Raw genomic sequence first — 21303 nt, forward strand, 5'->3', positions numbered from 1 at the left:
TTCAGATTCCGCCTCACGGCGGACACCCTTGCTCTTGGCTAACGGTAGGCGTTCGCCAGCCCCCGTTCGGGACTTTCACCCTAGAGATGACGCCCATGCTGGGCGTACACAGACAACAGGGCTGTCCCGCTTCGGGACAGCCCTGTATCTTTTCAACTATTACGTACCAGAACATCAAGCAAGCTTTTGGGCTTGTAAGTTTTTCCGGTAAGACGAGTAATACCAGCCTAACATCGCAATCGCAATGATCGGGCATACGAACAGCAGCTGATAAACATGGCTATAAGCATGCTCCAGCGTAATGCCGCTCATCTTATGGAGCAATAATCCGCAAAGCGCCACCGACAAGGAACCTCCGAAAAATTGAATAAGCTGCATCATCCCCATGCCGGAGCCAATCAAATGCCGCGGCAAAATGCTGGAGGTCTGGTTATTAAGCGAAGCCAGCGTTGCCGAAAATGCCGGCGAGAACAGCAGATAACCGCACATGATGACAAAAGGCGAGCTTCCGAGAGCCGTCATAAATAATGCCATTACGGCCGTCAAGACCGCCGTACCGATAAACAGGAACCGGACATTGCCGTACCGGTCCAGCCAGCGGCCGACGAATGGCGTGAGCATAGCCGAAAGTATCGCACCCGGAGCAATCAGAAAGCCAATCAGCATCTCCGATTTATGGAAAAGATTCGCAAGGACAAGCGGCATCAGGAACAGGTTGCCCAGGTTAATGATAAGCAGGCAGAAGCCTACCACAAGCAGCCGTATATAACCGGGCTGTCGGAATACTTCCGGATTCACGAAGGTTCCGCTGCCCTTCGCCTTCCGGATATGGAGCACATGAATCACGACCGTAATGATGCTTGCCAGAAGCCAGATGACGGACTGCTGCGTGACCGCAATCAGCAAGGAAGTCGCATTTATTACGGTCCAGGCGGCACCCCAATAGTCAAAACTGCCCGGCTGCGGATTTTCCTTGGGCAGCAGCTTCAGCAAGACAGGCAAAATAACCAGCACCAGGCAAGTGACTACAAACAAGCCGTTCCACCCAAAATATTCGCTAATGACGCCGCCTACAATCGGCCCCAGGCCAAACGCCATAGCGCTGCCGGCCGCAATCATCGAGATAGCCCGGCCTCTTCGTTCAACCGGGATATAGCGGCTGGCTAAAACAAGCCCTAGTCCGGCCATCGTACCCGCTCCTGCCGATTGAAGAATCCGCGCGGTGAGCAGAAGAGCGAAATTATGAGCGAAGATTCCAAGCACCGAAGAAAGGCCTAATATAAGCAGCCCTATCGCTACCAGCCTGCGTATTGGAGCAATGTCCGATAACCGGCTGTAAATCACCGTTGATAAGGCATATCCAATCGAATAGCTGGATACGATCCATGAGCCAAGATCCGAAGTGATTCCCAGATCATTAATAATACTTGGTACCGAGACGTTAAACATGGTCGTATTCATGACCACGACAAACAAGCCCAGCATCCACACGGGCATTACAATTCTGTCATTCAAGCTGTCCACCTTGTTTCCCTACGAAGTTACTTTACTTTGTTCAGTATAACACAAAAAAAGGCGTCGCAAGGTTTCTCCCCCTTCGGGCAAATAAACAATGAACACGATATCGCTATAAAGCTAAAGCATTAGGCATAGCCATTTCCCCATTTACAATTTATAGTTAAAATAAAATGTAATCGATTCCATATAGCGATGAGGAGGAGTGCTATGCCAAAGCCGTTCCTTGCGGAAAAGGAAGAATTCATTCACCATACATCTGCTGTACAACTCAATGGATTACCGTTTGAAGAAATGAAGCATTTGTTTGATCATCTTACGAATTGCCTCTCAGAAGCCATAGAAGAAGTGAAGAATTTGGAGAAGCAGTACCTTAACATAATCGCCAGCGTTACCTTCGGACCTTCAAAGCCAAATGTACATCAGCTGTATTTCTCTTATAAGGAAGCGTTAAAGGCTTTGGAAGAGCAATTTAACCAGGGTTCTAAATTGTATCGGAAACTAAGCTTAAACCCGCAGCGTACGACAAAGCGGAAGGTTCAGCAAGCATTGGAAGCAATCGAAGCCTCCTATGCCGATCATGGAATGACTTTGGCGGGAGTCGCCAAGGCTTTGTTCGTCTCCAGCACCTATCTCTCCACGTTATTCAAACAGGAGCTTGGTGTTAATTTCCTTGACTATGTCCATCAATACCGGATCGAGAAAGCCAAAGCTTTGCTGCAGGCGGGCGATATGAAAATCCATTCCATTGCCAAGGAAGTCGGCTATTACGACGAGGCCCATTTTACGAGAACGTTCAAGAAATGGACCGGCATGCTGCCTTCGCAATACAAAAAAGACTTTTAGAAGAGACAGGGCTGCCCCGGAAGCCGTTGAATCGACTTTCGAGACAGCCCTATTATTCTTATACGTTCGTTAACTGATGGCTCTGGCGATAAGCGAGCGGTGTCATCCCCATCTTCTTCTTGAATACCTGGAACAGGTAGTTCGTATTCGTAAAGCCATGGTTGACCGCAATGGACTCTACCGTATTCGAGGTCTCAACCAGCTCTTCGCAAATTCGCTGCAGCCGGAAATCTTCCAAATAGCTGCTGAAGGAGCTGACCCCGTACCGGTGAAAGACGCGCTGAAGCTGCCTTGTGCTGATCTGGATCCGATCCGCAACCTCCTGCAGAGTTAACGGTCTTGCGTAATTATCGTAAATGTATTGCTGAGCCATCTCGAAGCGATGCGCCTGAATATCCCGCGATGGAAGCATCTGCTGGCCATCCCGGTCAACGGTCGCTTTGGCGGCGCGCAGCAAAATTTGAATCAAAGACTGACGGATCGTCGTATAAGCCCCAAGTTCGCCGGACCGCCAGGCCATATAAGCCTGGAGGAAGCATGACATGGCATCATGCTGATCCATAAACGGGCGAAGCGGAAAATCGGTCAGCGCCTGCATGCAGGCTTCCGACTCTTTATTTTCCCATTCCGAGCCCCATTCTTCCCGATCCTCTTCGTCCGGAAGACGCGTGATATCCACATGCAGACACAGCTCTTCCATGCCTGACCTGTTGTCCGCCGTTTGCTGGTGCACAACGCCCGGACCTGTCAAATAAAACATGCCGCTGTTCAGCTTGTAAATATGGTCAATCAGGGTGACCGTGCCTTTGCCGCGCGGCACGAAATGGAATTCAAACTCCGAATGCTTGTGGAATTTGATCAAATGCCCGGGTTTAAAGGTGGTCAAATGCCATTTGAGCACCCTGATCCCGTAACGTCCCCATCTGAAATGCAAATCAAGCCGTTCGAGCGCATCCATCTTTTCTTTCATAATGGCATAAGGATACGGTCTTGCGCTTACCTTGCTGTCGGGCTCCACCATCTGCTCCCGTTCATCCATGCCAGTCATCGTGTTAGCGGATTTCTTCAATACGTACAGCCCGCTTTTCTGCAACCGAGCGGTTAGATGCTTCCATGAGCGCCGTCAGATCCTGCGCCATGCGGATGTTTTCTGCTGCAACGGTATTATTTTGGATATGGTCAGCCCATTGCTCGAATGCCTTAATGCGGCCGCTTGCCTTATCCGCTTCAGTCCATTCCGATTCCCCGTTCTTATTGCTGCGTACAAGAACGCGGTCATTCGGCGTGCCGTAGAGCAGCGAGCCTTCGGTGCCGTGAATCTCGATCGTGAATGGCGAATGGGCATTTACAAAGCCCGCTTCCACGATACCGATAGCGCCGCCGGCCGTCGTCAGAATGGATACCGCGTTATCCTCCACGTCTTTGCCGGTTACGTAACCGTACGAAGCTTGAACCTGAACCGGCATTTCGCCAAGGAACAGTCTAGTCAGATACATCGGATGGCAGCCCAGGTCGATCAGAGCGCCGCCGCCGCATTGCTCGAGGTTGTAGAAATGCTCCGGAAGCCAGTTCGCGGTTGCGCCGTTATGGGACAAGCGGACGCGCGTCAAGGTAACTTGGCCCAGAATGCCGGATTCCAGCACGTTCTGAATGGAAGCCGTATACCAGTCGTTTAGTCTTGGCAGCGATACGGTCAATTTAACGCCCGCTTCTTCCACTGCCGCCAGAATCTCGTTCACTTCTTTCGTTGTAAGCGCCAACACTTTTTCCGTGAAAATATGCTTGCCGGCTTGCGCGGCTTTCACCATAACCTCGCGGTGAATATTGGAAGGCGCGTCCACGATTACTCCGTCAATATCCTCGCGTGCAAGAAGTTCATCCAGATTAGCGAAGAAAGGAACGCCCAGCTTGGAAGCCGCTTCTTCGCCTCTAGCCGGAATTTCATCCCATACCGCTACGATTTCCGTATCCGGATGCGCTTGCGCCTCTCTCGTGTAATCCCATGCGTGAACATGCCAATAGCTTAACATTGCGACTCTAATCATATAACTTCCACTCCTCAGACCGATTATTTGGAATAACTTCATATTTACGACTTATTTCTAAGTTAGCATACCATTTACCAAAGTAAAACTAGAACATAAAGACATTCTGACTATAATTATACGACACGGATAAGAACTTTTTTATAGCCTTATTGACTCTAAATATCGGTCAAACCTATAGTAAGGGCATAAACAACTTTTTATATAAATCCATTTAAACGGAGGCTGGACATGAGTAAATTACTGAAGGTTGGTATCATCGGCTGCGGCGGTATCGCGAATGGCAAGCATCTTCCTGCACTCAGCAAGAACAAGAATGTTGAAATCGTTGCCTTTTGCGACGTTGTCGTAGAACGAGCTGAAGAAGCGGCTCAAAAATACGGTGCTGAAGGGTCGAAAGTATATGCGGATTACCGCGAGCTGATTGCCGATCCGTCGATCGACGTTGTACATGTATTAACGCCTAATGACTCGCACTCCTATATTACGATAGATTCCCTTGAAGCCGGCAAGCATGTTATGTGCGAGAAGCCGATGGCTAAGACAGCTGCGGAAGCAAGAGCTATGCTGGATGCCGCGAAACGCACGGGCAAAAAGCTGACCATCGGCTACAACAACCGTTTCCGTCCGGACAGCCAAGTCCTCAAAAAGATTTGCGAGCAAGGCGAGCTGGGCGAAATCTACTACGCGCGCGCACATGCAATCCGCCGCCGCGCGGTTCCGACATGGGGCGTATTCCTCGACGAAGAGAAACAAGGCGGCGGACCGCTTATCGATATCGGCACTCACGCGCTTGACCTGACGCTGTGGATGATGGACAACTACAAGCCGGTTTCCGTAACAGGCTCCGTATTCCATAAGCTCGGCTCGAAAGAAAATGCCGCTAACGCTTGGGGCCCTTGGGATCCTGCGAAATTTACGGTAGAAGATTCCGCCGTAGGCTTCATCAAGATGGAGAACGGCGCAACGATCACGCTTGAAGCTAGCTGGGCGCTGAATACGCTGGACATCGACGAAGCAAAATGTACGCTTTGCGGTACGGAAGGCGGAGCGGACATGAAGAACGGCCTTCGAATCAACGGCGAAGAGAACAGCCGCTTGTTCGTCAAGGAAATCGACCTTTCCGCTGGCGGCGTAGCGTTCTATGACGGCGCTTCTGAGCGCGATATCGACGTGGAATGCGCGGCTTGGATCAACGCGATCCAAAACGATACGGATCTGGTTGTTAAAGCAGAGCAAGCTCTGGTTGTAACCGAGATTTTGGAAGCGATTTACGAATCTGCCCGCACTGGCGAGACGGTATACCTCAATCGCGAAAAAGTAGCGAAATAAAATAAAAGCGGCTGTGTCTGGTTTATCCAGCACAGCCGCTTTTGTTTATTTCGCTTCTTCATGCGGCAATTAGATCCGCTTAAGCTTATCCGGGTTGCGGACGATAAATATCCGGTGAAGAAGGCCGTCGCGCTGCTCAAGAAACACGACCGAATCGACGACTCCTTCGTGCCGGAATACGAAGGCAGGCTCCCCGTTTAACAGCTGCAGTTCTACCGTCATCTGGCTTGTAAACTGGGACTTGCGGAATATGCCCAGCAGGAACTGCGCCACGCGCTCTCTTGTTTCGATTGGCCGGACAGCAGCCGACGCTTTGCCTCCTCCGTCGGATACAAGCACGGCATCTTCCGCCAGCATGGACAGCACAGTGTCCACCTCGCCTTCCGATAAAGCCGCTACAAACCGGTTTATCCACGTCTGCTCGATCATGCCGCCAAACTGCAGCTCTTCTTCCGTTATTCCCATCTTTGCTCTGGACCGGCTCATCAGCTTGCGGCAGTTTTGCTCGCTTTTCCCTGTCAATTCGGCAATAGCGGGATAATCGAACCCAAGCGCTTCCCGCAGAACAAATACGGCCCGTTCGGAAGGCGACAGCCTTTCGAGCAGCGCCATCATGGCGTAGGACAGCAGGTCATGCCGGACCACTTCCTCCAGACCGTCATCGCAATATTGTGCAATCGGCTCAGGCAGCCACGGACCGACATATTGCTCCCGGCGTACCCTTGCCGAACGAAGATGATCCAGGCAGCGATTCGTTATCATTTTGCACAAATACGCTTTGGGCTCGTGCAGCTTCGCCGGGTTTATATTCTGCACCTTGAGGAACACGTCCTGAACCGCATCCTCCGCATCGGCCGCAGAGCCGGTTAACTGATAAGCAAGGCTGAACAACAAGCCTTTATAACGTTCATACAGCTCAATCATATGACGTCTCCTTATGATTTCAGCATACTCGCGTGATCCCAGACGTAACGTTTGATTTTATAAGATAAACTTCCCGAAATGATTATATCAAGCCCCCATTTACGCGTCCATGTTATTCCCCGTCCGGGACCAAGTCCTATCGCAAAGCCTTCCATTACCTGCTTGTGGCGGGGAGCCTGACTGCCGTTTTTATCCGCCGCAATGATCTTGCCTATTCGCTGTGCCTGCGGAATCGCCTCTTTGCAGGTCATTCGGGCGGCTTCTCCATTATCAGGATCGATGATATACGCGCAGTCCCCGATGGCGTATACGCCCCCGGCATCCTTGACGCGATAGCATTCGTCCACGATAAGCCTGCCGTCATTCGTTACCGGCAGCCCGAAGCTGCGGATGGCCGGATTCGGAACAAGACCCAGCGTCCATACCGTAAGGCCAACCGGCAGAGCCCTGCCGCTTGAGAGCAATAGACTGCCGTTCTCCTCGCGTACCGCCTTGCTGCGATGATGCACGGATACGCCGCATTTCGCCAGCTCCTCCTCCAGCTTGCGGCTTGCCTTCACTGACCCTTCCTGAAACAAACGGTCCTGGGCATTCAGCAGATGGACCTGGATTTCATCGGGGTTAAGCCCCTGCCTGGCTGCTTCTTCTCTCATCGCATACGCTAATTCCGATGCCGTCTCAATGCCGGTAATTCCAGCTCCGGCCACGGCTGCCGTGAGCAGGCGACGGCGTTCCTCCGCGTTGTTTTCCACCCTTGCAGCCTGCATATTATAGCCCCACGCTTCCCTGATTCGGACAGCCGACTCTATTCCCGTAAGAGCAATGCCTCCAATTGCGGATTCCGTCCCGCGTGCTACGCTGCCAACCGCGACAACAAGCGTGTCGTACGCAAGCCTCACGAATTCGCCTTCCGCATCCTCATATTCGAGTACCTTTGCTGCCGCGTCTACATGCCTTGCTTTTCCCTGCACGTGTTCGGCCGTTTCCGGCAAAATTTGCCGCCACGGCACCGTGATCGGGTCAGCCCCCACAGCCGGCTTGAACAAGAGCACCTTGCGCAGATGATGGGGATTCGGATCCAGTAAAAGAAGACGAAGCTTACGTCCTTCCACGTGGACTCCATACTGCTTCCAGACCGCTTTTACCGCATGAATTCCCGCATACCCGCCGCCAACGACAACAACCGTCCATTCTGTCATAGCTGATCTCTCCTCTTTATGCTTTTGCAAATAGAACGGGGAGAGGATTTAATTTGTGACATCCGTAATTACAATTTTCAAAAATAGTTGGAGCAAGCTGAACCGATTTTAGCCGGGTGGCTTGTTTTTTTGCCCGATTGGAAACATTATAGAGATAAGCAAACTTTGGAAAGGAGGTCACCTCTTGAAAAAAATCGTCCTGATCCGCCATGGGCAAAGCGTATGGAATGTCGAGAACCGGTTCACGGGCTGGACTGATGTAGACCTGTCAACGCAAGGTCTGGATGAAGCCCGGGAAGCCGGAGAAATCCTGAAAAAACACGGCTACGTCTTCGATGCCGCCTATACCTCCGTCTTGAAACGCGCTATCCGAACCTTATGGATTATCCTTCACGAGATGGATCTCTTATGGATACCGGAGCAGAAAAGCTGGATGCTGAACGAACGGCATTACGGCGCCCTGCAAGGGCTGAACAAGGCGGAAACCGCCGAAAAGTACGGAGAGGAGCAGGTGCATCTATGGCGCAGATCGGTTGATGTCCGTCCTCCGGCACTCGACACCACCGATCCGCGATACTCAGCTGCCGACCCTCGTTACATCGGACTCAAGGAAGGCGAGTTTCCGTTAACGGAAAACCTGGAAGACACCGAGGCAAGGGTTCTGAAATATTGGAATGCCGAAATCGCTCCCGCTGTTTCCTCCGGAAAACAGGTTATTATAGCCGCCCACGGGAACACGCTGCGGGCATTGGTAAAATATTTGGACCAAATTCCGCCGGACGGCATCGCGGACTTGAACATTCCGACAGGCATTCCGCTTGTCTATGAGCTGGATGATGAGCTGAAGCCGATCCGCCACTACTATCTCGGCTGGGAAGGCCCGTATCCGAACGGCCAGATTCCAACTCATATAATGCGTGTGACAAAATAAAGCGTTGCATTCCCGTTGTGCATCTTCTACAATAGAATCCAATATTGCGTATAACCTCGGCAATACGGGCCGGGGGTTTCTACCGGGAACCGTAAACTCCCGATTACCAGCATGCTTATTTCAGCATCGGCGGTAATCGGGAGTTTTTTATTTTTAACAAAGAAGGAGAGAATAGCTGGCATGAATACAAAAGACAAACTCGCCAAACGAATCGACGCGGCAGCCAAACGCGCTGCGGCAGATCTTATTATCCGGAACGGAAAAATCGTAAATGTGTTTACGGGCAACATCATTTCCGGCGATATCGCAATCACGGACGGAGTTATCGCGGGGATCGGCCAGTATACGGAGGGCCTGGAGGTGATTGATGCCAATGGGCAATGGATCGTTCCCGGCCTGATTGATGGCCATGTGCATATCGAGAGCTCGATGCTGACGCCGCGCGAGTTCGCGAAGGTTGTTCTGCAGCATGGGGTTACCGCCGTTGTGACCGACCCGCATGAAATGGCCAATGTAATGGGCAGCAAAGGAATTCAATATATGCTTGACCAATCCGAAGGACTTCCCCTCGACATTTACGTCAATCTGCCGTCCTGCGTACCCTCTACCCCGTTCGAAACAAGCGGCGCAACGCTAGAAGCGGAAGAGCTTCGCCCGTTCTACGCGCATCCCAAAGTACTTGGCCTTGCTGAGGTGATGGACTTCCCCGCCCTTGCCGCAGGCAATCCCGGCATGATCAGCAAACTTGCTGATGCCAATGAGCTTGGTGCGCATATCGACGGCCACGCCGCCGGCATTAACCGGGAACAGCTCAACCTCTATATGGCCGCGGGCATCCGCACGGATCATGAAGCTATTGATGCGGAAGAAGCAAAGCACCGTCTTGAGCTTGGCATGTATCTGATGATCCGCGAAGGTACCGTCGCCAAGGACCTGGAAGCGCTGCTGCCTGCCGTTAACGCCATGAACAGCCGGAGATGCCTGTTTGTGACCGACGATAAACTTATTGACGATCTGCTGAAGGAAGGAAGCGTCGACCACAGTATCCGTCTTGCCGTGAGCAAAGGGCTTGACCCGGTTACCGCCATCCAGATGGCGACCCTCAACGCCGCGGAATGCTTTGGTCTGCGCCGGCAGGGCGCGATTGCTCCCGGCTATAAGGCCGATCTTGTGATCGTTGATGATCTGGAGAAGCTCGCGATCCGGCAGGTATTTAAGGAAGGCGCATGCGTATTTCGAAACGGGGAGCTCAGGGAGGAAGTTTTTTCCTCGAGTGCGCAAGCTTCGCCGGAAGTTATGCGTTCCTCCGACATAACAACCGGAATGAAGCCGCTTAAGCCGGATGCTCTTGAGTTTTCGCTCAAGTCCGATATCTGCAATGTTATCGGGATCATTCCGAACTCTCTTGTGACCCGGCATTTGAAGGAACAGGTTTCAATAGATCGGGAGCTGCGGTTCCTTCCTTCTGCCGAACGCGACCAGCTTAAGCTTGCCGTCGTTGAACGTCATCACCGGACCGGCAACATCGGGCTGGCTGTTGTCAAAGGCTTCGGCTTCCGCAAAGGCGCGATCGTATCTTCGGTAGCCCATGATTCGCACAATATTATCTGCGCCGGAGTAACCGACGAAGACATGCTGCTTGCTATCCGTCATGTGGCTGCGATGAACGGCGGGCTGGCTGTCGTCGCGGACGGTGAAGTTCTTGCTTCCTTATCCCTGCCTGTCGGCGGCCTTTTGTCCGAACAAAGCTATAACGAAGTGAATCAACAAATGCTCGGCCTCTATGCGGCGCTTCGAACGATTGGCGCACCGGATACCTTCAACCCGTTTCTGACGTTATCCTTTCTGGCACTTCCGGTCATCCCGGAGCTCAAAATAACGGACAAAGGCTTGTTCGAATTCGCGTCAAACCGTCATATCGGAGTTGAAGCCGGATAGCGACACGTCTCCTCTGCTTGCTATAATAAGGTAAGGCTACTAGCCTGCAGCACAGTCCTTATTTGTGAATATTCATTTTAAGAGGAGCGAAAATAGATGACTCGTTGGGTAGATCAATATATCCGGAATGAACAAGAACAAGCCCGGGTAATGCAAGTAGATAAATTGGCGGCTAGCTTCGCGGAAAGAGCATCCCGGCACGACCGTGAAGGTTCGTTTCCTTTTGATAATTTTGCGGATTTGCGCGAGGCGGGCTATTTGAAGCTTACGGTTCCCAAAGTATACGGCGGAGAAGAAATCTCCCTCTATGAGATGGTGATGCTGCAGGAAAGACTGGCATACGGCGACGGTTCTACCGCGCTTGCGGTTGGCTGGCATATGGGACAGATGCTGCACCTGCGCACGTCCCGAAAATGGCAGGAGCCTGTCTTCGCCGACTTATGCGCGGCCGTTGTCAAAGACGGGGCGATGATCAACACCTTCGCCAGCGAAGCAGCCTCCGGCAGTCCAAGCCGGGGCGGCAAGCCTGAAACAACCGCAACCGCCATACCGGGAGGATGGCTTATATCCGGGCGCAAAACCTTTAGTACGTTGTCCCCCATCCTCGACCGGTTTGTAGTAACCGCTTATATTCCGGCCGAGGACAGCGTTAGCGATTTCATGGTGAGCCGGGGCGAACAGGTCTCCATTATCGAAACGTGGGATACGCTTGGGATGCGCGCAACCGGAAGCCACGATGTTGTGCTTGATCAAGTCTTTGTTCCCGAAGGCCACCGGCTTACCGGGAAAGGGACGGATGACGGAGGCGGCTGGCTGCTGCATATTCCGGCCTGCTATCTTGGCATTGCGCTTGCCGCAAGAGATTATGCCCTGTCGTTCGCTAATTCCTACAAGCCCGGCCAGATGGATAAGCCGATCTCGACTATTCCTTCCGTCCAGCATTCGATCGGCCAGATGGAGCTTGAGCTTCGCACCGCCCATACGATGCTCTATTCGATCGCGGAACGCTGGGACCGGGAGACGGAAAACAGGCCAGCTTTGAAAGCTGACCTTGGTCTCGCGAAATACGTGGCAACCAATAATGCCATCAAAATTGTTGATCTGGCCATGCGAATCGTTGGCGGCACCAGCTTATCCCGCCAGCAGCCGCTCGAGCGTTATTACCGCGATGTCCGCGCCGGACTGCATAATCCGCCGATGGACAATGTGGTCATTCAAAATCTGGCTGCGACGGCTTTAAGCGAATTTGAATAAGATTCCCCAAGAGGCGCTAGAACAAATCGGCTTTGCCGTGTTTGAGCGCCTCTTTGTTTCCTTTGATGAAATATTCATGATCCCCGAAACGGCTCATCGCCTGCCGGTCAGGCAGCCATACCCATTCATCGATTTCCGTCTGGCACCGGTGCGCGCGGAACGCCGCAAGCTTCTCTTTTTTATAGCGGCTTACGTCAATCCGGGCAATCTCCTCTTTGGTATAACCGTAAGCTTCCGGATAGGCCAGCGAATCCCCGAACGAAATGAAATACAAGGCTTTCGCAAGTTCAGTGCGGGCAAGCGCTTCAATCGTAGCTTTGCCAATCGCGCAATGATCCGGATGACCGCCCCATTTCTCGTGAAAGTTAAGAATAACATCGGGATCAACCTCTCTTATTAATCCGGCAATACGGTCAGCCAATTGATCCGGCTCGGCGAACTCCACCGTTTTATCGCGAATACCGAAGAAATGCAGATGCTTGATCCCCAGGCATTCGCACGCTTCCCGGAGCTCCTGCTCGCGCGCCGCGGCCATCGTCTCGCGGTTCAAATAAGGCGGATTACCCATTCGCCTGCCCATCTCGCCTCTTGTTGCGCTGACTAGCGTAATCTCCACGCCGCTGTCGGCATACTTCGCTAACGTACCGCCGCAAATAAAAGACTCGTCATCCGGATGGGCAAATACGGCGAGAAGCTTTCTTGGTTCTGTACTCATTCCGCAAACGGCTCCCTTCCGAGATGCAGCGCAACATTCATTCGTCCTCTGTCATCGTAGCCGGCCAGCAGCAGCCGTCCCTCTGCATCAAACTCGTAATGCGTGAGCGCTTCCATTCGCAGCCAGCCGATTTGATCAAAGCGCAAAGCGATCCGGAACGGCCCCTCTCCGGCTGCAAAAGCCTGCGTCAGCTTCATCTTGAAGTTCCGCACAAAAACGTAGGATGTTGCTTCGCTATGGACGTAAATCTCTTCCCCGGTAAACGTTCGCAGCAAATCCTCTACTTCTAATGGATATATCGGATTCATGATTGCATCTCCTCGGACTCTTCCTTCGATTCCCGCTTCAGCCTTTCCAGACAAGCTTGGCATACGCAGGCTTTTCCCATTAATTCAGAAGGAATCTGTTCAAACACCTTTTGCGGAAAAACCTCTTTGCTGCACCAGCATTCCCCGGCCGGCAGTCCTTGCAAATTTCCGCACTGATTGTTCCTTTTGCAGATCGGACATTCGTTTGCCATCATTTTGTTTCCCTCTCCTTATGAGAAAACCTCTATCGCAAAAAGACTATCCGCACGTCACTCCCCTAGACGGAGCTGCGGATAGTCGGGATTCCCATCATTAGCCTTGCGGCTTCGGCTCCGTGCTGATCTGCCATTTGATGCCGAATTTGTCTTCTACCCGGCCAAACAGCGTACCCCAAAACTGCTTCTCCAGCGGCATGATCACCCGTCCGCCTTCCGACAGATTGGCGAAGGCTTGCTGCGCTTCATCGTCCGTTTTGAATTCGAGGTTCAGGTCAAAGCTCGCACTGCGTCCAGGAGGCTCGTGCATCGTATCGGCAATATAGAAGGTAACGCCTGCAGCTTGAAAAACCATATGTATGATCTTATCCTTCATCGATTCGTCCGTCCCCGGAGCTTGCCCGTACGTCATTTGATCGATGATTTCACCGCCAAGGGCCTGCACGTAAAATCCGGCTTGCGCTTTCGCGTCCTCGGAGTAAAAATACGGTGTCAGCTTTGCCATTTGACTATACACGTCCTTTGTCGTAAATGATCTTGCCCACTTATTCTAACCCACAAATAATTGTTTTTCGAGCAGGTATTACTGAAAAACGTCAAAAACCGCGCAGGCTCTAGACCTGCACGGTTTTTGGACATTTCCATTCGTTTTTTACAACGCCCTCACGGGCTCCTTCTCGCTAAGGGTTCTGAGATAGTTGGCGATAACCCTGGCCAGCTGCTCCGGAGCTTCGACCAGACTCATATGCGCGACGCCTTCGAACGTATTCTCCTGAATATGCGGATATTCATAGGTTGTTTTAGGCGTTTCTTTTTCATTGACGGAGAAGGTATCATCCGGAGATACAACCTCATCCTCCGCGCCCGCTACCAGCAGAATCGGGTAACAGGCTTCATGCAGCATGGCACTGCGGTCCGGCCTCATCATCATGCCTTCAAGCGTATGAATAGCTCCCTTTGCAGACATTTTGAGTCCGGCCTCTTTAACCTTTTCCACCTCATCAGGCATATCTTGCCTCTTGGATTCCTTGAACAGCTTCGGAATCAGCTCGTGTACGTAAGGCTCGATCCCTTCCTTCTGAATAAAGGCGATATCCTGGTACCTTTTCCTCTTCACTTCTTCCGTATCCGGAAGAGCGGTGGAATGAATCAGTCCGAAACCGGCCAGCTTGTCAGGGTATTTATCGGCAAGGGCGAGCGTAACATAGCCGCCGAGAGAATGACCGAATACAACGGTTTTATCAATTCCAAGCTTTTCGAGCAATGCATTTATATCATCGGCCATCACTTCCATCGTATACACATTGTCTGGTGCGGATGTCTCGCCATGGCCCCGCAGCTGCGGCATAATGACACGGTAGTGATCGGTCAGCAGCGGACAAACATTATGCCAATAATGGGACGATCCGCAGAAACCGTGAAGCAGAATAATCGCTTTCTCGTTTTCCTGGCCACATTCTTCATATACCATATCGATGCCATTGACATGTACCTTATGCTTATCCATCGATCCCACATCCTTTTCGATTTGAAATGCTATCATGTCATTACTTAACCAGCTATCGTTTCGTTGAAACAATATTATCAGATAATTCTGAACTTATTTTTTCCGCAAATAAAAAACAGCTCTGGGAGTATCGCTCCCAGAGCTGTTCTTGGCATTGTTATTTCGATACCGTCTTGTTGTACGTATCGATTTTTTCCGTAATTTGCTTTGCTGCATTATCAAGCGCAGCCTTTGCATCCTTCTTGCCCGTGAGCACTTCCTCAATCGCACCTTCCACGGTCTGACGCGCATCAGGGAATACGCCCATTACGGCGCCTTGGCTTGCGGTGCTTGGCTTAGAAGCATGGAGCTGGTCAACGGCCGTCTGGAACTGCGGATACTTCGCCAGGTTATCCTTTACGATCTGCTCGTCATAAGCTTTTGTCGTAATCGGGAAGTAACCGGTGTTGATATGCCATTCCGCTTGAACGGCCGGCTCTGCCAGGTACTTGATGAATTCCCAAGCGGCCTTCTGCTCTTCAGCCGGCTTGTTGTTCAGAATCCAGTTGCTTGCGCCGCCGATCACAACGCCGCCTTCGGAGGAAGCATCAGGCTTCGGCAGAAACGCCGTGCCCACTTCGAACTTGCCAGCCGCGCTGTCAACAATGCCGCGCAGCGAAGCCGTCGAATCCAGCGTCATCGCGATTTGGCCGGCTAAGAACGCTTTTTTCGTGTCGTCGGTTTTGCGTCCAAGATTCAGGACGGACTTATTGTCGACCATGCCTTTCCACCAGTTCAGCGTCTTAACCGCCGCATCCTGGTTCACGAGCGATTCCGTAGCGGCGCTCTCGCGGCCGTTGCCGTTATTGACCAGATCCTTGCCTTGATTAGCGAGCAGCTGCTCCATGAACCAGCCGTAGATCGCAAAGGACGCGCCGGTTACTCCGTTACCCGTCAGCTTCTTGGCATCGTCGGCTACCTCTTGGAAAGTCGCAGGCGGCTTGTTAGGATCAAGACCGGCTTTTTCGAACAGGTCCTTGTTATAGTAAAGAATCGGATTGGAAGTATTGAAAGGCATGGAATATTGCTTGCCGTCAAAGGTGTAATACTTGAGGATATTCGGCTCCAGCGAAGACAAGTCGTATTTCTCCTCGTCGATGAACTGCTGCACCGGCGTAACGGCGCCGGAATCGATCATGAATTTCGAACCGATCTCGTACACCTGGATTAGGGAAGGACCGGACTTCGAATCCATGGAGGCTTTTAGCTTGTTCAAGCTCTCGTCGTAGGTGCCCTGGAAGACGCCTTCTACCTTGATATCGGGATGCGAAGCGTTGAAATCGCTGACCAGCTTGTCCGCAGCTTTGCCAAGCTCGCCGCTCATGGAATGCCACCAGACCACTTTGACAGGCTCTTTGGCAGGATCCGCGGAAGCTCCGCCAGCGTTTGCCGCGGTGCCCGTATTGGAAGCCGAAACGGTTGGCGACGGTTCATTTCCTCCGTTGTTCGGATTCGATGCGCAAGCTGATAAAGGCAGCACGAGCATAGCCGCCACAGGCAATACCATTTTCCAATTGCGTTTAACCATGGTTTCTTTTCTCTCCCTTAAAATAAATGTTTTCTATATGGCAAGTCCTGTAGGACAAGTACCCCGATAAAAAATGAGAAGCTCAGCCCTTAACCGCACCGGCCGTAATCCCCCGGACAAGCGGCTTCAGGCCCAGAGCCAGCAGAACAAACGACGGCACCAGAACAAGCGCCACTCCGCATAACACCAGATTCCAGCTTGTCAGCTCCTCGAACTGGAGCATCGCGATTCCGATCTGGACCGTCCTCATTGCGTCGCTGCTTGTCACGAGCAGCGGCCACAAGTATTGATTCCACCCGTTCAGGAACACGTACACCGCAAGCGATGCGGCAGCCGGGCCGGATAACGGCAGCACGATGGACATAAAGTGGCGGAAATGCCCGCAGCCGTCGATACGCGCCGCTTCATAAAGCTCGCGCGGCAGCTGCATGAAAAACTGGCGAAGCAGGAACACGCCAAACGCCGAAGCCGCAAACGGCACGATAAGTCCTTGGAACGAATCAAGCCATCCCCAGCTTTTGACCGTCAAATAATTGGGGATAATCGTCACTTCCCACGGAATCATCATGGTACTGATAAATAGAGCGAACCATAACCGGCTGCCGGCGAACCGTATGTAGACAAATGCGTAAGCGGCCAGAGCCGCCGTCAGCACCTGAAGAACCATAATCGCGACGGCCAGAACAAAGCTGTTGATGATAAAGCCGAAAATCGGCACGGTATCAATGGCATTCTTCAGCTCCCCCGTGTAAAGGCCGGAGGGAAGAATCTTGGGCGGATATTGGCTTGCTTCGTCCGGCGTCATAAAGATTTGGGCGAGCAAGTATAGCAGCGGTCCCAGCACTAGCAGCGACAGCAGAATGAGCAGGCCGTAAAGGCTGAATAAACGGAATGGGCTGCGCGGATGGCTGAAAGCTTTCACTGGTAATGCACCTTCTTTCCGAGGACAAGGAATTGTACGGCCGTCAGCAGGAGCATCAGGATGAACAATACGATGGCCAGCGCGCTGCCGGTTCCGAACTGGTAGTTAATAAAAGCTTCCCGGTAGATGGAGTATACAAGCACATCCGTCGAACCTGCCGGACCGCCCCGGGTAAGGATATTGATTTGTCCAAACGATTGGAAGGCGCTCATGATCGACACAACCGCAAGGAAGAAAAGCGTTGGGGACAGCAGCGGAAGCTTGATCGAGAAGAACGTTCTCCACATCGAGGCGCCATCAATCCGGGAGCTGTCCATGACGTCATTGTCCAGCCCCTGAATCGCTGCCAGCAGCAGAACAAAAGGAAAACCGGAGCTCATCCATACGGTCATCAGCGAGACGGAACCAAGCGCCGCGCCGGGATCGGTCAGCCATTGGACTTGTCCGAAGCCAATTTGTTCAAGCAGGTAGTTGAGCATGCCAAGAGACGGATGATACAGAATCATCCACAGTATGGACGCCGTTCCGACGGAAAGAGCAAGCGGAATCGAGAAAATGAAGCGGAACAGCTTGCTCCCTCTTCCTGCCGAATGGACAAGACTGGCGCATAGCAAGCCGAGGATCAGTCCGGCAGGCACGGTCATCAGGGTGAATTTGACCGTAATCCAAAGGCTGTTCCAGAAAGCGGACGATTCCATCATCCGCGAATAATTGTCCCAGCCGGCATAGGCGGCGACCCTGCCGCGGGGGTCGGTAAGTTGAAAGCTCAGATAGACTGAACGTATCATCGGGTAAAAGAAAAACAAAATGAATATAACGACGCTCGGCGCCAGAAACAGGTAACCGAGCAGCTGTTCCCGCATCTTTCTCAGCATGCCTGCGGTAATGCGGCTGCCGGTTGAAGCTGCGGATGCCGGAGACAAGACCGACTTGGATTTGTCTGAATAGAGTGACGAGTTCATGTGTGACTACAACCGCCCTTTCAAGAGATTGTCTTGCCTGATTTGGCTTGGCAAGTCCAAGGATAACGACCATTTGTAAGTCCTATGTCAGCGTTTTATTAAGATTAAGAAATGTGACAACGCTTACTTGAAAATAAACGATGCCTTTCTAAAGATTTTCTTTAGATTTATAATCAGATTGGGACAGGCTAACCGTCGCGACCTATAATGAAGGCGAACTAAAGGGGCGATCAATGGGATCTGATTGGAGCCCGACTGGGAGGAATAAGAGAATGTCGATGGAAAAAGAAAATCATGCAGTCAGACCGATTGTAATTGGCCATAGGGGCGCAGCCGGAGAAGCACCCGAGAATACGCTTGCGAGCTTTAGCCTTGCTGCCGAGCAAGGCAGCCATATGGTAGAACTGGATATTCACTTGTCCGAGGACGGCAAGCTTATTGTCTGCCATGACGATACGCTGGACCGGACCACAAACGGCTCCGGAGCGATCCGCTCGCTGCATTCGGAGGTCATCCGCAAAGCGGATGCGGGAAGCTGGTTCTCCCCTTCGTTTGCCGGGGAGAAAGTTCCGTTCCTCGAGGAAGTCTATGATTTGCTTCCTAAGCACATCGAAATTAATGTAGAAGTCAAGGATTCCGCAGGCGCCCTTCTCGATCAGGTACTGCTGGATTATCTCCGAGGCGAAGGCCGTCTGGAGCGCACCGTTGTCTCTTCCTTCGACCATAAGCTGCTTCTAAGGCTGAAGCATGCTGAGCCGGAGCTCCGCATCGGATTGCTCTATGCCGCCGATCTCATCCATCATGCCTCGTACGCCGCGCTGCTGGAGACGGAGGTATGGTCGCTTCATCCCCATCATGGCCATATCGGAGCCCAGGATACCGAAGACGCAATCGCCGCGGGACTACAAATCTATCCTTACACGGCTAATCATCCTGCCGAATGGGACAAACTGATTTCCATCGGCGTAACGGGCATCATTACCGATTTTCCGGGTCTCTTGAACGAACATCTTAATCGTCTTTAATCGCTTGGCATGTCAAATAGCCTGCAGGATAATTCCCTGCAGGCTGTTTTTTATTTAACTATTAATGAAGTAAAATACTTGGCAGATTTTTTGCGGAAGAAGATGTTTCACCTTCCCGTATCGTGGTTAAGTACCTATCAAGCAAGACAAGCAAGGCAGACAAAACAAGCAAGCAAACCAATCGAAAGAAAGGTGATTCATATGTTAGGATGGGCTCTACTCTTCTTCATCTTCGCAATCGTCGCCGGCCTGTTCGGGTTTCTGGGCATCGCCTCCGCACTCGCTGGCATTGCGAAAATCCTGTTTGTGGTCTTCATTGTCCTCTTTATCGCATCCCTGATACTGGGACGAAGACGAGCATAACCAACATGCACCGGAAACACTGATTAAAAATCGAGGAGGAATTACAATGACAACTCAAACCATGACGACAAGAGTACACACGGTCAACAACATGCTGGAGGTACAAGAGCAGGTTCACCGCTTCGAACGCGACGGCTATGCGAGAGAGAACATCTTTGTACTGACTCACGATAAGGACCGCACGGAACGCATTGCCAAAAATACCGATGCCGAGCAAATCAGCGTATCCGCCGAAGGCGTCGGAACGGCTATCGCCAACATCTTCCGCTCTACCGGCGATGAGCTTCGCGCCAAGATGAGATCGCTAGGGATCTCGAAGCAATACGCGGAGCATCTGGAGAAAGAGATGGACAGGGATAAAATTCTGGTTATCGCCTGGGGCGGCAAGGAATACAAGGATGACGAATACGACTCCTCCGTCTACTATTATCCGGAATATCGTTTATAACCGAACATTTCCAAAATCAAAAGACCTACTCCTACGGGTAGGTCTTTGATCTATGGTATAGTGTTAAAAGAATAGGAACAGAGAAAGGAGTGCTCCCGGATGAGTATTATCATTGTTGACGATAACGCGACCAACCAGCTTATCATACAGACCATCCTGAATAAGGCCGGTTATCGGAATCTATTAACGGCCTCGTCAGCCCATGAGCTTTACGATATGCTTGGCACAGGAGGCTCCGCAGCTGCAGCAGACCTGGACGTCGAACTGATTCTGATGGATATGATGATGCCGGACATCGACGGTATTGAAGCATGCCGAACGGTGTTGCGGGATTGCCGTTACAAAGACATTCCCATCATATTCGTAACCGCGGTTGGCGATTCGAACAAAATGGCCGAAGCCCTCGATGCCGGAGCCAGCGATTACGTCATGAAGCCGATCAACCGGATGGAGCTGCTTGCCCGTATCCGTTCGGCGATGCGGCTGAAGCAAGAGATAGACCGTCACAAAGAACGCGACAAAAATATGAGATATAATCTGGAGCTGGCCAAGCAGGTACAGCTTAGCGTGCTCAGCACGGAGATTGACGATGAGAATGTGCGGATTAATGCGGCCTACCAGCCTTCTTCGGAGCTGGCGGGCGATTTCTACAACTGGTACAGGATTGACAAGAACCGTTATGGCGTAATCCTTCTGGATATGATGGGCCATGGCATTTCCTCTTCCCTTGTCTGCATGTACATCTCGTCCGTGCTTCGGGATACGATAACGCGCATGAACGATATGGAACAGGTGATGCATGAGCTTAACCGATATATGAATCAGCTGCATATCAAGGATGAACTGATGAACTACTATTTTACCGCCATTTATTTGGTGCTTGATGTGGAGAACAAGACGATCGAATACGTCAATGCCGGCCATCCCCCTGGAATCGCGTTCCTGGACGGCAAGCCCGCCCTTCTTGAACCTTGCTGCAGCGCTATTGGTTTATTTAATAAGCTCAAGGTAAGCAAAGGCCGTCTTCAATATGAGAAGGATGCCGGAATCGTCTTGTATACGGACGGATTAACCGACGGTATAGCTGCGATAACGGGTGAAGAACCCTCCTACGATACGTTAATCGATTTGATGAGAAATAATGAACAATTAGATCCATCCGGGCTGGTGGCTGCCATGATTCCGCAGGATAGCGGCACCGTGCAAAAGGACGATATCTGCCTTGTAACCTTGTATACGAAATAATTTTTACTTTAAACTGTTTCACCTCCCCCATGCCCGGGTAAT

Annotated in this window: 22 protein-coding genes and 1 riboswitch; of the genes, 9 read left to right on the forward strand and 13 right to left on the reverse strand. The window is 51.7% G+C overall.

Annotated elements, in window-relative coordinates:
* Positions 1-174: 174 nt before the first annotated feature.
* Positions 175-1524, reverse strand: a complete 1350-nt coding sequence (locus WFK81_RS18210; RefSeq protein WP_442956074.1) for an MFS transporter — start codon at positions 1522-1524, stop codon at positions 175-177.
* Positions 1525-1725: 201 nt separating this feature from the next.
* Between WFK81_RS18210 and WFK81_RS18215 the strand changes: the two genes are divergently transcribed.
* Complete coding sequence (locus WFK81_RS18215) at positions 1726-2361, forward strand: helix-turn-helix domain-containing protein (protein ID WP_336787820.1); 636 nt, start codon at positions 1726-1728, stop codon at positions 2359-2361.
* 58 nt (positions 2362-2419) lie between these two features.
* Here WFK81_RS18215 and WFK81_RS18220 read toward each other — a convergent pair whose 3' ends face one another.
* On the reverse strand, positions 2420-3430 hold the full coding sequence (locus tag WFK81_RS18220; protein ID WP_336787821.1) for an AraC family transcriptional regulator: 1011 nt from the start codon (positions 3428-3430) through the stop codon (positions 2420-2422).
* Positions 3414-4406 (reverse strand): Gfo/Idh/MocA family protein, encoded by a 993-nt coding sequence (locus tag WFK81_RS18225; RefSeq protein WP_336787822.1) that lies wholly within the window; start codon positions 4404-4406, stop codon positions 3414-3416. The genes WFK81_RS18220 and WFK81_RS18225 overlap by 17 nt, the downstream gene beginning before the upstream one ends.
* Before the next feature lie 231 nt (positions 4407-4637).
* Here WFK81_RS18225 and WFK81_RS18230 point away from each other — a divergent pair, with 231 nt between their 5' ends.
* A complete protein-coding gene (locus WFK81_RS18230) occupies positions 4638-5738 on the forward strand; it encodes a Gfo/Idh/MocA family protein (protein ID WP_336787823.1) in 1101 nt (366 codons plus the stop codon).
* A gap of 69 nt (positions 5739-5807) precedes the next feature.
* Here WFK81_RS18230 and WFK81_RS18235 read toward each other — a convergent pair whose 3' ends face one another.
* The gene (locus tag WFK81_RS18235) at positions 5808-6662 is read right to left on the reverse strand and encodes an RNA polymerase sigma-70 factor (protein ID WP_336787824.1); all 855 of its coding nucleotides are present in this window, start codon (positions 6660-6662) and stop codon (positions 5808-5810) included.
* Positions 6663-6673: 11 nt separating this feature from the next.
* Positions 6674-7861, reverse strand: a complete 1188-nt coding sequence (locus tag WFK81_RS18240; RefSeq protein ID WP_336787825.1) for an NAD(P)/FAD-dependent oxidoreductase — start codon at positions 7859-7861, stop codon at positions 6674-6676.
* 184 nt (positions 7862-8045) lie between these two features.
* On the opposite strand from WFK81_RS18240, the gene gpmA reads away from it, so the two are divergent.
* The 3 genes from gpmA (at position 8046) to WFK81_RS18255 (ending at position 11984) form a co-directional block, all read left to right on the forward strand.
* Entirely contained in the window at positions 8046-8792 is a 747-nt protein-coding gene (gpmA, locus tag WFK81_RS18245; protein WP_336787826.1) for a 2,3-diphosphoglycerate-dependent phosphoglycerate mutase, read from the forward strand.
* A 28-nt stretch (positions 8793-8820) separates the two neighbouring features.
* A riboswitch (purine riboswitch) is annotated at positions 8821-8918 on the forward strand.
* 54 nt (positions 8919-8972) lie between these two features.
* Complete coding sequence (ade, locus tag WFK81_RS18250; protein ID WP_336787827.1) at positions 8973-10730, forward strand: adenine deaminase; 1758 nt, start codon at positions 8973-8975, stop codon at positions 10728-10730.
* Between the two features lie 96 nt (positions 10731-10826).
* Complete coding sequence (locus WFK81_RS18255; protein ID WP_336787828.1) at positions 10827-11984, forward strand: acyl-CoA dehydrogenase family protein; 1158 nt, start codon at positions 10827-10829, stop codon at positions 11982-11984.
* Between the two features lie 16 nt (positions 11985-12000).
* Here the strand turns inward: WFK81_RS18255 and WFK81_RS18260 are convergent, their stop codons facing one another.
* The 8 genes from WFK81_RS18260 to WFK81_RS18295 form a co-directional block, all read right to left on the reverse strand.
* The gene (locus WFK81_RS18260) at positions 12001-12699 is read right to left on the reverse strand and encodes a PIG-L family deacetylase (RefSeq protein WP_336787829.1); all 699 of its coding nucleotides are present in this window, start codon (positions 12697-12699) and stop codon (positions 12001-12003) included.
* Positions 12696-13007, reverse strand: a complete 312-nt coding sequence (locus WFK81_RS18265; protein WP_336787830.1) for a DUF1806 family protein — start codon at positions 13005-13007, stop codon at positions 12696-12698. The genes WFK81_RS18260 and WFK81_RS18265 overlap by 4 nt, the downstream gene beginning before the upstream one ends.
* On the reverse strand, positions 13004-13222 hold the full coding sequence (locus WFK81_RS18270; protein WP_336787831.1) for a cysteine-rich CWC family protein: 219 nt from the start codon (positions 13220-13222) through the stop codon (positions 13004-13006). Before WFK81_RS18270 ends, WFK81_RS18265 begins: the two co-directional genes overlap by 4 nt.
* 97 nt (positions 13223-13319) lie before the next feature.
* Positions 13320-13727: a VOC family protein gene (locus WFK81_RS18275; protein WP_336787832.1), complete on the reverse strand. Its 408-nt coding sequence runs from the start codon at positions 13725-13727 to the stop codon at positions 13320-13322.
* A gap of 147 nt (positions 13728-13874) precedes the next feature.
* Positions 13875-14729: an alpha/beta fold hydrolase gene (locus tag WFK81_RS18280; RefSeq protein WP_336787833.1), complete on the reverse strand. Its 855-nt coding sequence runs from the start codon at positions 14727-14729 to the stop codon at positions 13875-13877.
* Between the two features lie 157 nt (positions 14730-14886).
* Entirely contained in the window at positions 14887-16296 is a 1410-nt protein-coding gene (locus WFK81_RS18285; RefSeq protein WP_442956075.1) for an ABC transporter substrate-binding protein, read from the reverse strand.
* 82 nt (positions 16297-16378) lie between these two features.
* Positions 16379-17218, reverse strand: a complete 840-nt coding sequence (locus tag WFK81_RS18290) for a carbohydrate ABC transporter permease (protein ID WP_336787834.1) — start codon at positions 17216-17218, stop codon at positions 16379-16381.
* Positions 17215-18180 (reverse strand): carbohydrate ABC transporter permease, encoded by a 966-nt coding sequence (locus tag WFK81_RS18295; protein WP_336787835.1) that lies wholly within the window; start codon positions 18178-18180, stop codon positions 17215-17217. Before WFK81_RS18295 ends, WFK81_RS18290 begins: the two co-directional genes overlap by 4 nt.
* Positions 18181-18452: 272 nt before the next feature.
* On the opposite strand from WFK81_RS18295, the gene WFK81_RS18300 reads away from it, so the two are divergent.
* The 4 genes from WFK81_RS18300 to WFK81_RS18315 all read left to right on the forward strand — a co-directional run bounded on the left by WFK81_RS18300 (position 18453) and on the right by WFK81_RS18315 (position 21261).
* Positions 18453-19205 carry a glycerophosphodiester phosphodiesterase gene (locus WFK81_RS18300; protein WP_336787836.1) on the forward strand — a complete coding sequence of 251 codons (753 nt, stop codon included), beginning with the start codon at positions 18453-18455 and terminating at the stop codon, positions 19203-19205.
* Positions 19206-19214: 9 nt separating this feature from the next.
* Entirely contained in the window at positions 19215-19568 is a 354-nt protein-coding gene (locus tag WFK81_RS18305) for a DUF1328 domain-containing protein (RefSeq protein ID WP_336787837.1), read from the forward strand.
* Between the two features lie 46 nt (positions 19569-19614).
* A complete protein-coding gene (locus WFK81_RS18310) occupies positions 19615-20016 on the forward strand; it encodes a general stress protein (protein ID WP_336787838.1) in 402 nt (133 codons plus the stop codon).
* A gap of 99 nt (positions 20017-20115) precedes the next feature.
* Positions 20116-21261, forward strand: coding sequence for a fused response regulator/phosphatase (locus tag WFK81_RS18315; RefSeq protein WP_336787839.1), 1146 nt, complete (start codon positions 20116-20118; stop codon positions 21259-21261).
* Positions 21262-21303 lie beyond the last annotated feature (42 nt).

It is taken from the genome of Paenibacillus sp. MMO-177 (assembly GCF_037147795.1).
In the GTDB taxonomy this organism is placed as follows: Bacteria; Bacillota; Bacilli; order Paenibacillales; family Paenibacillaceae; genus Pristimantibacillus.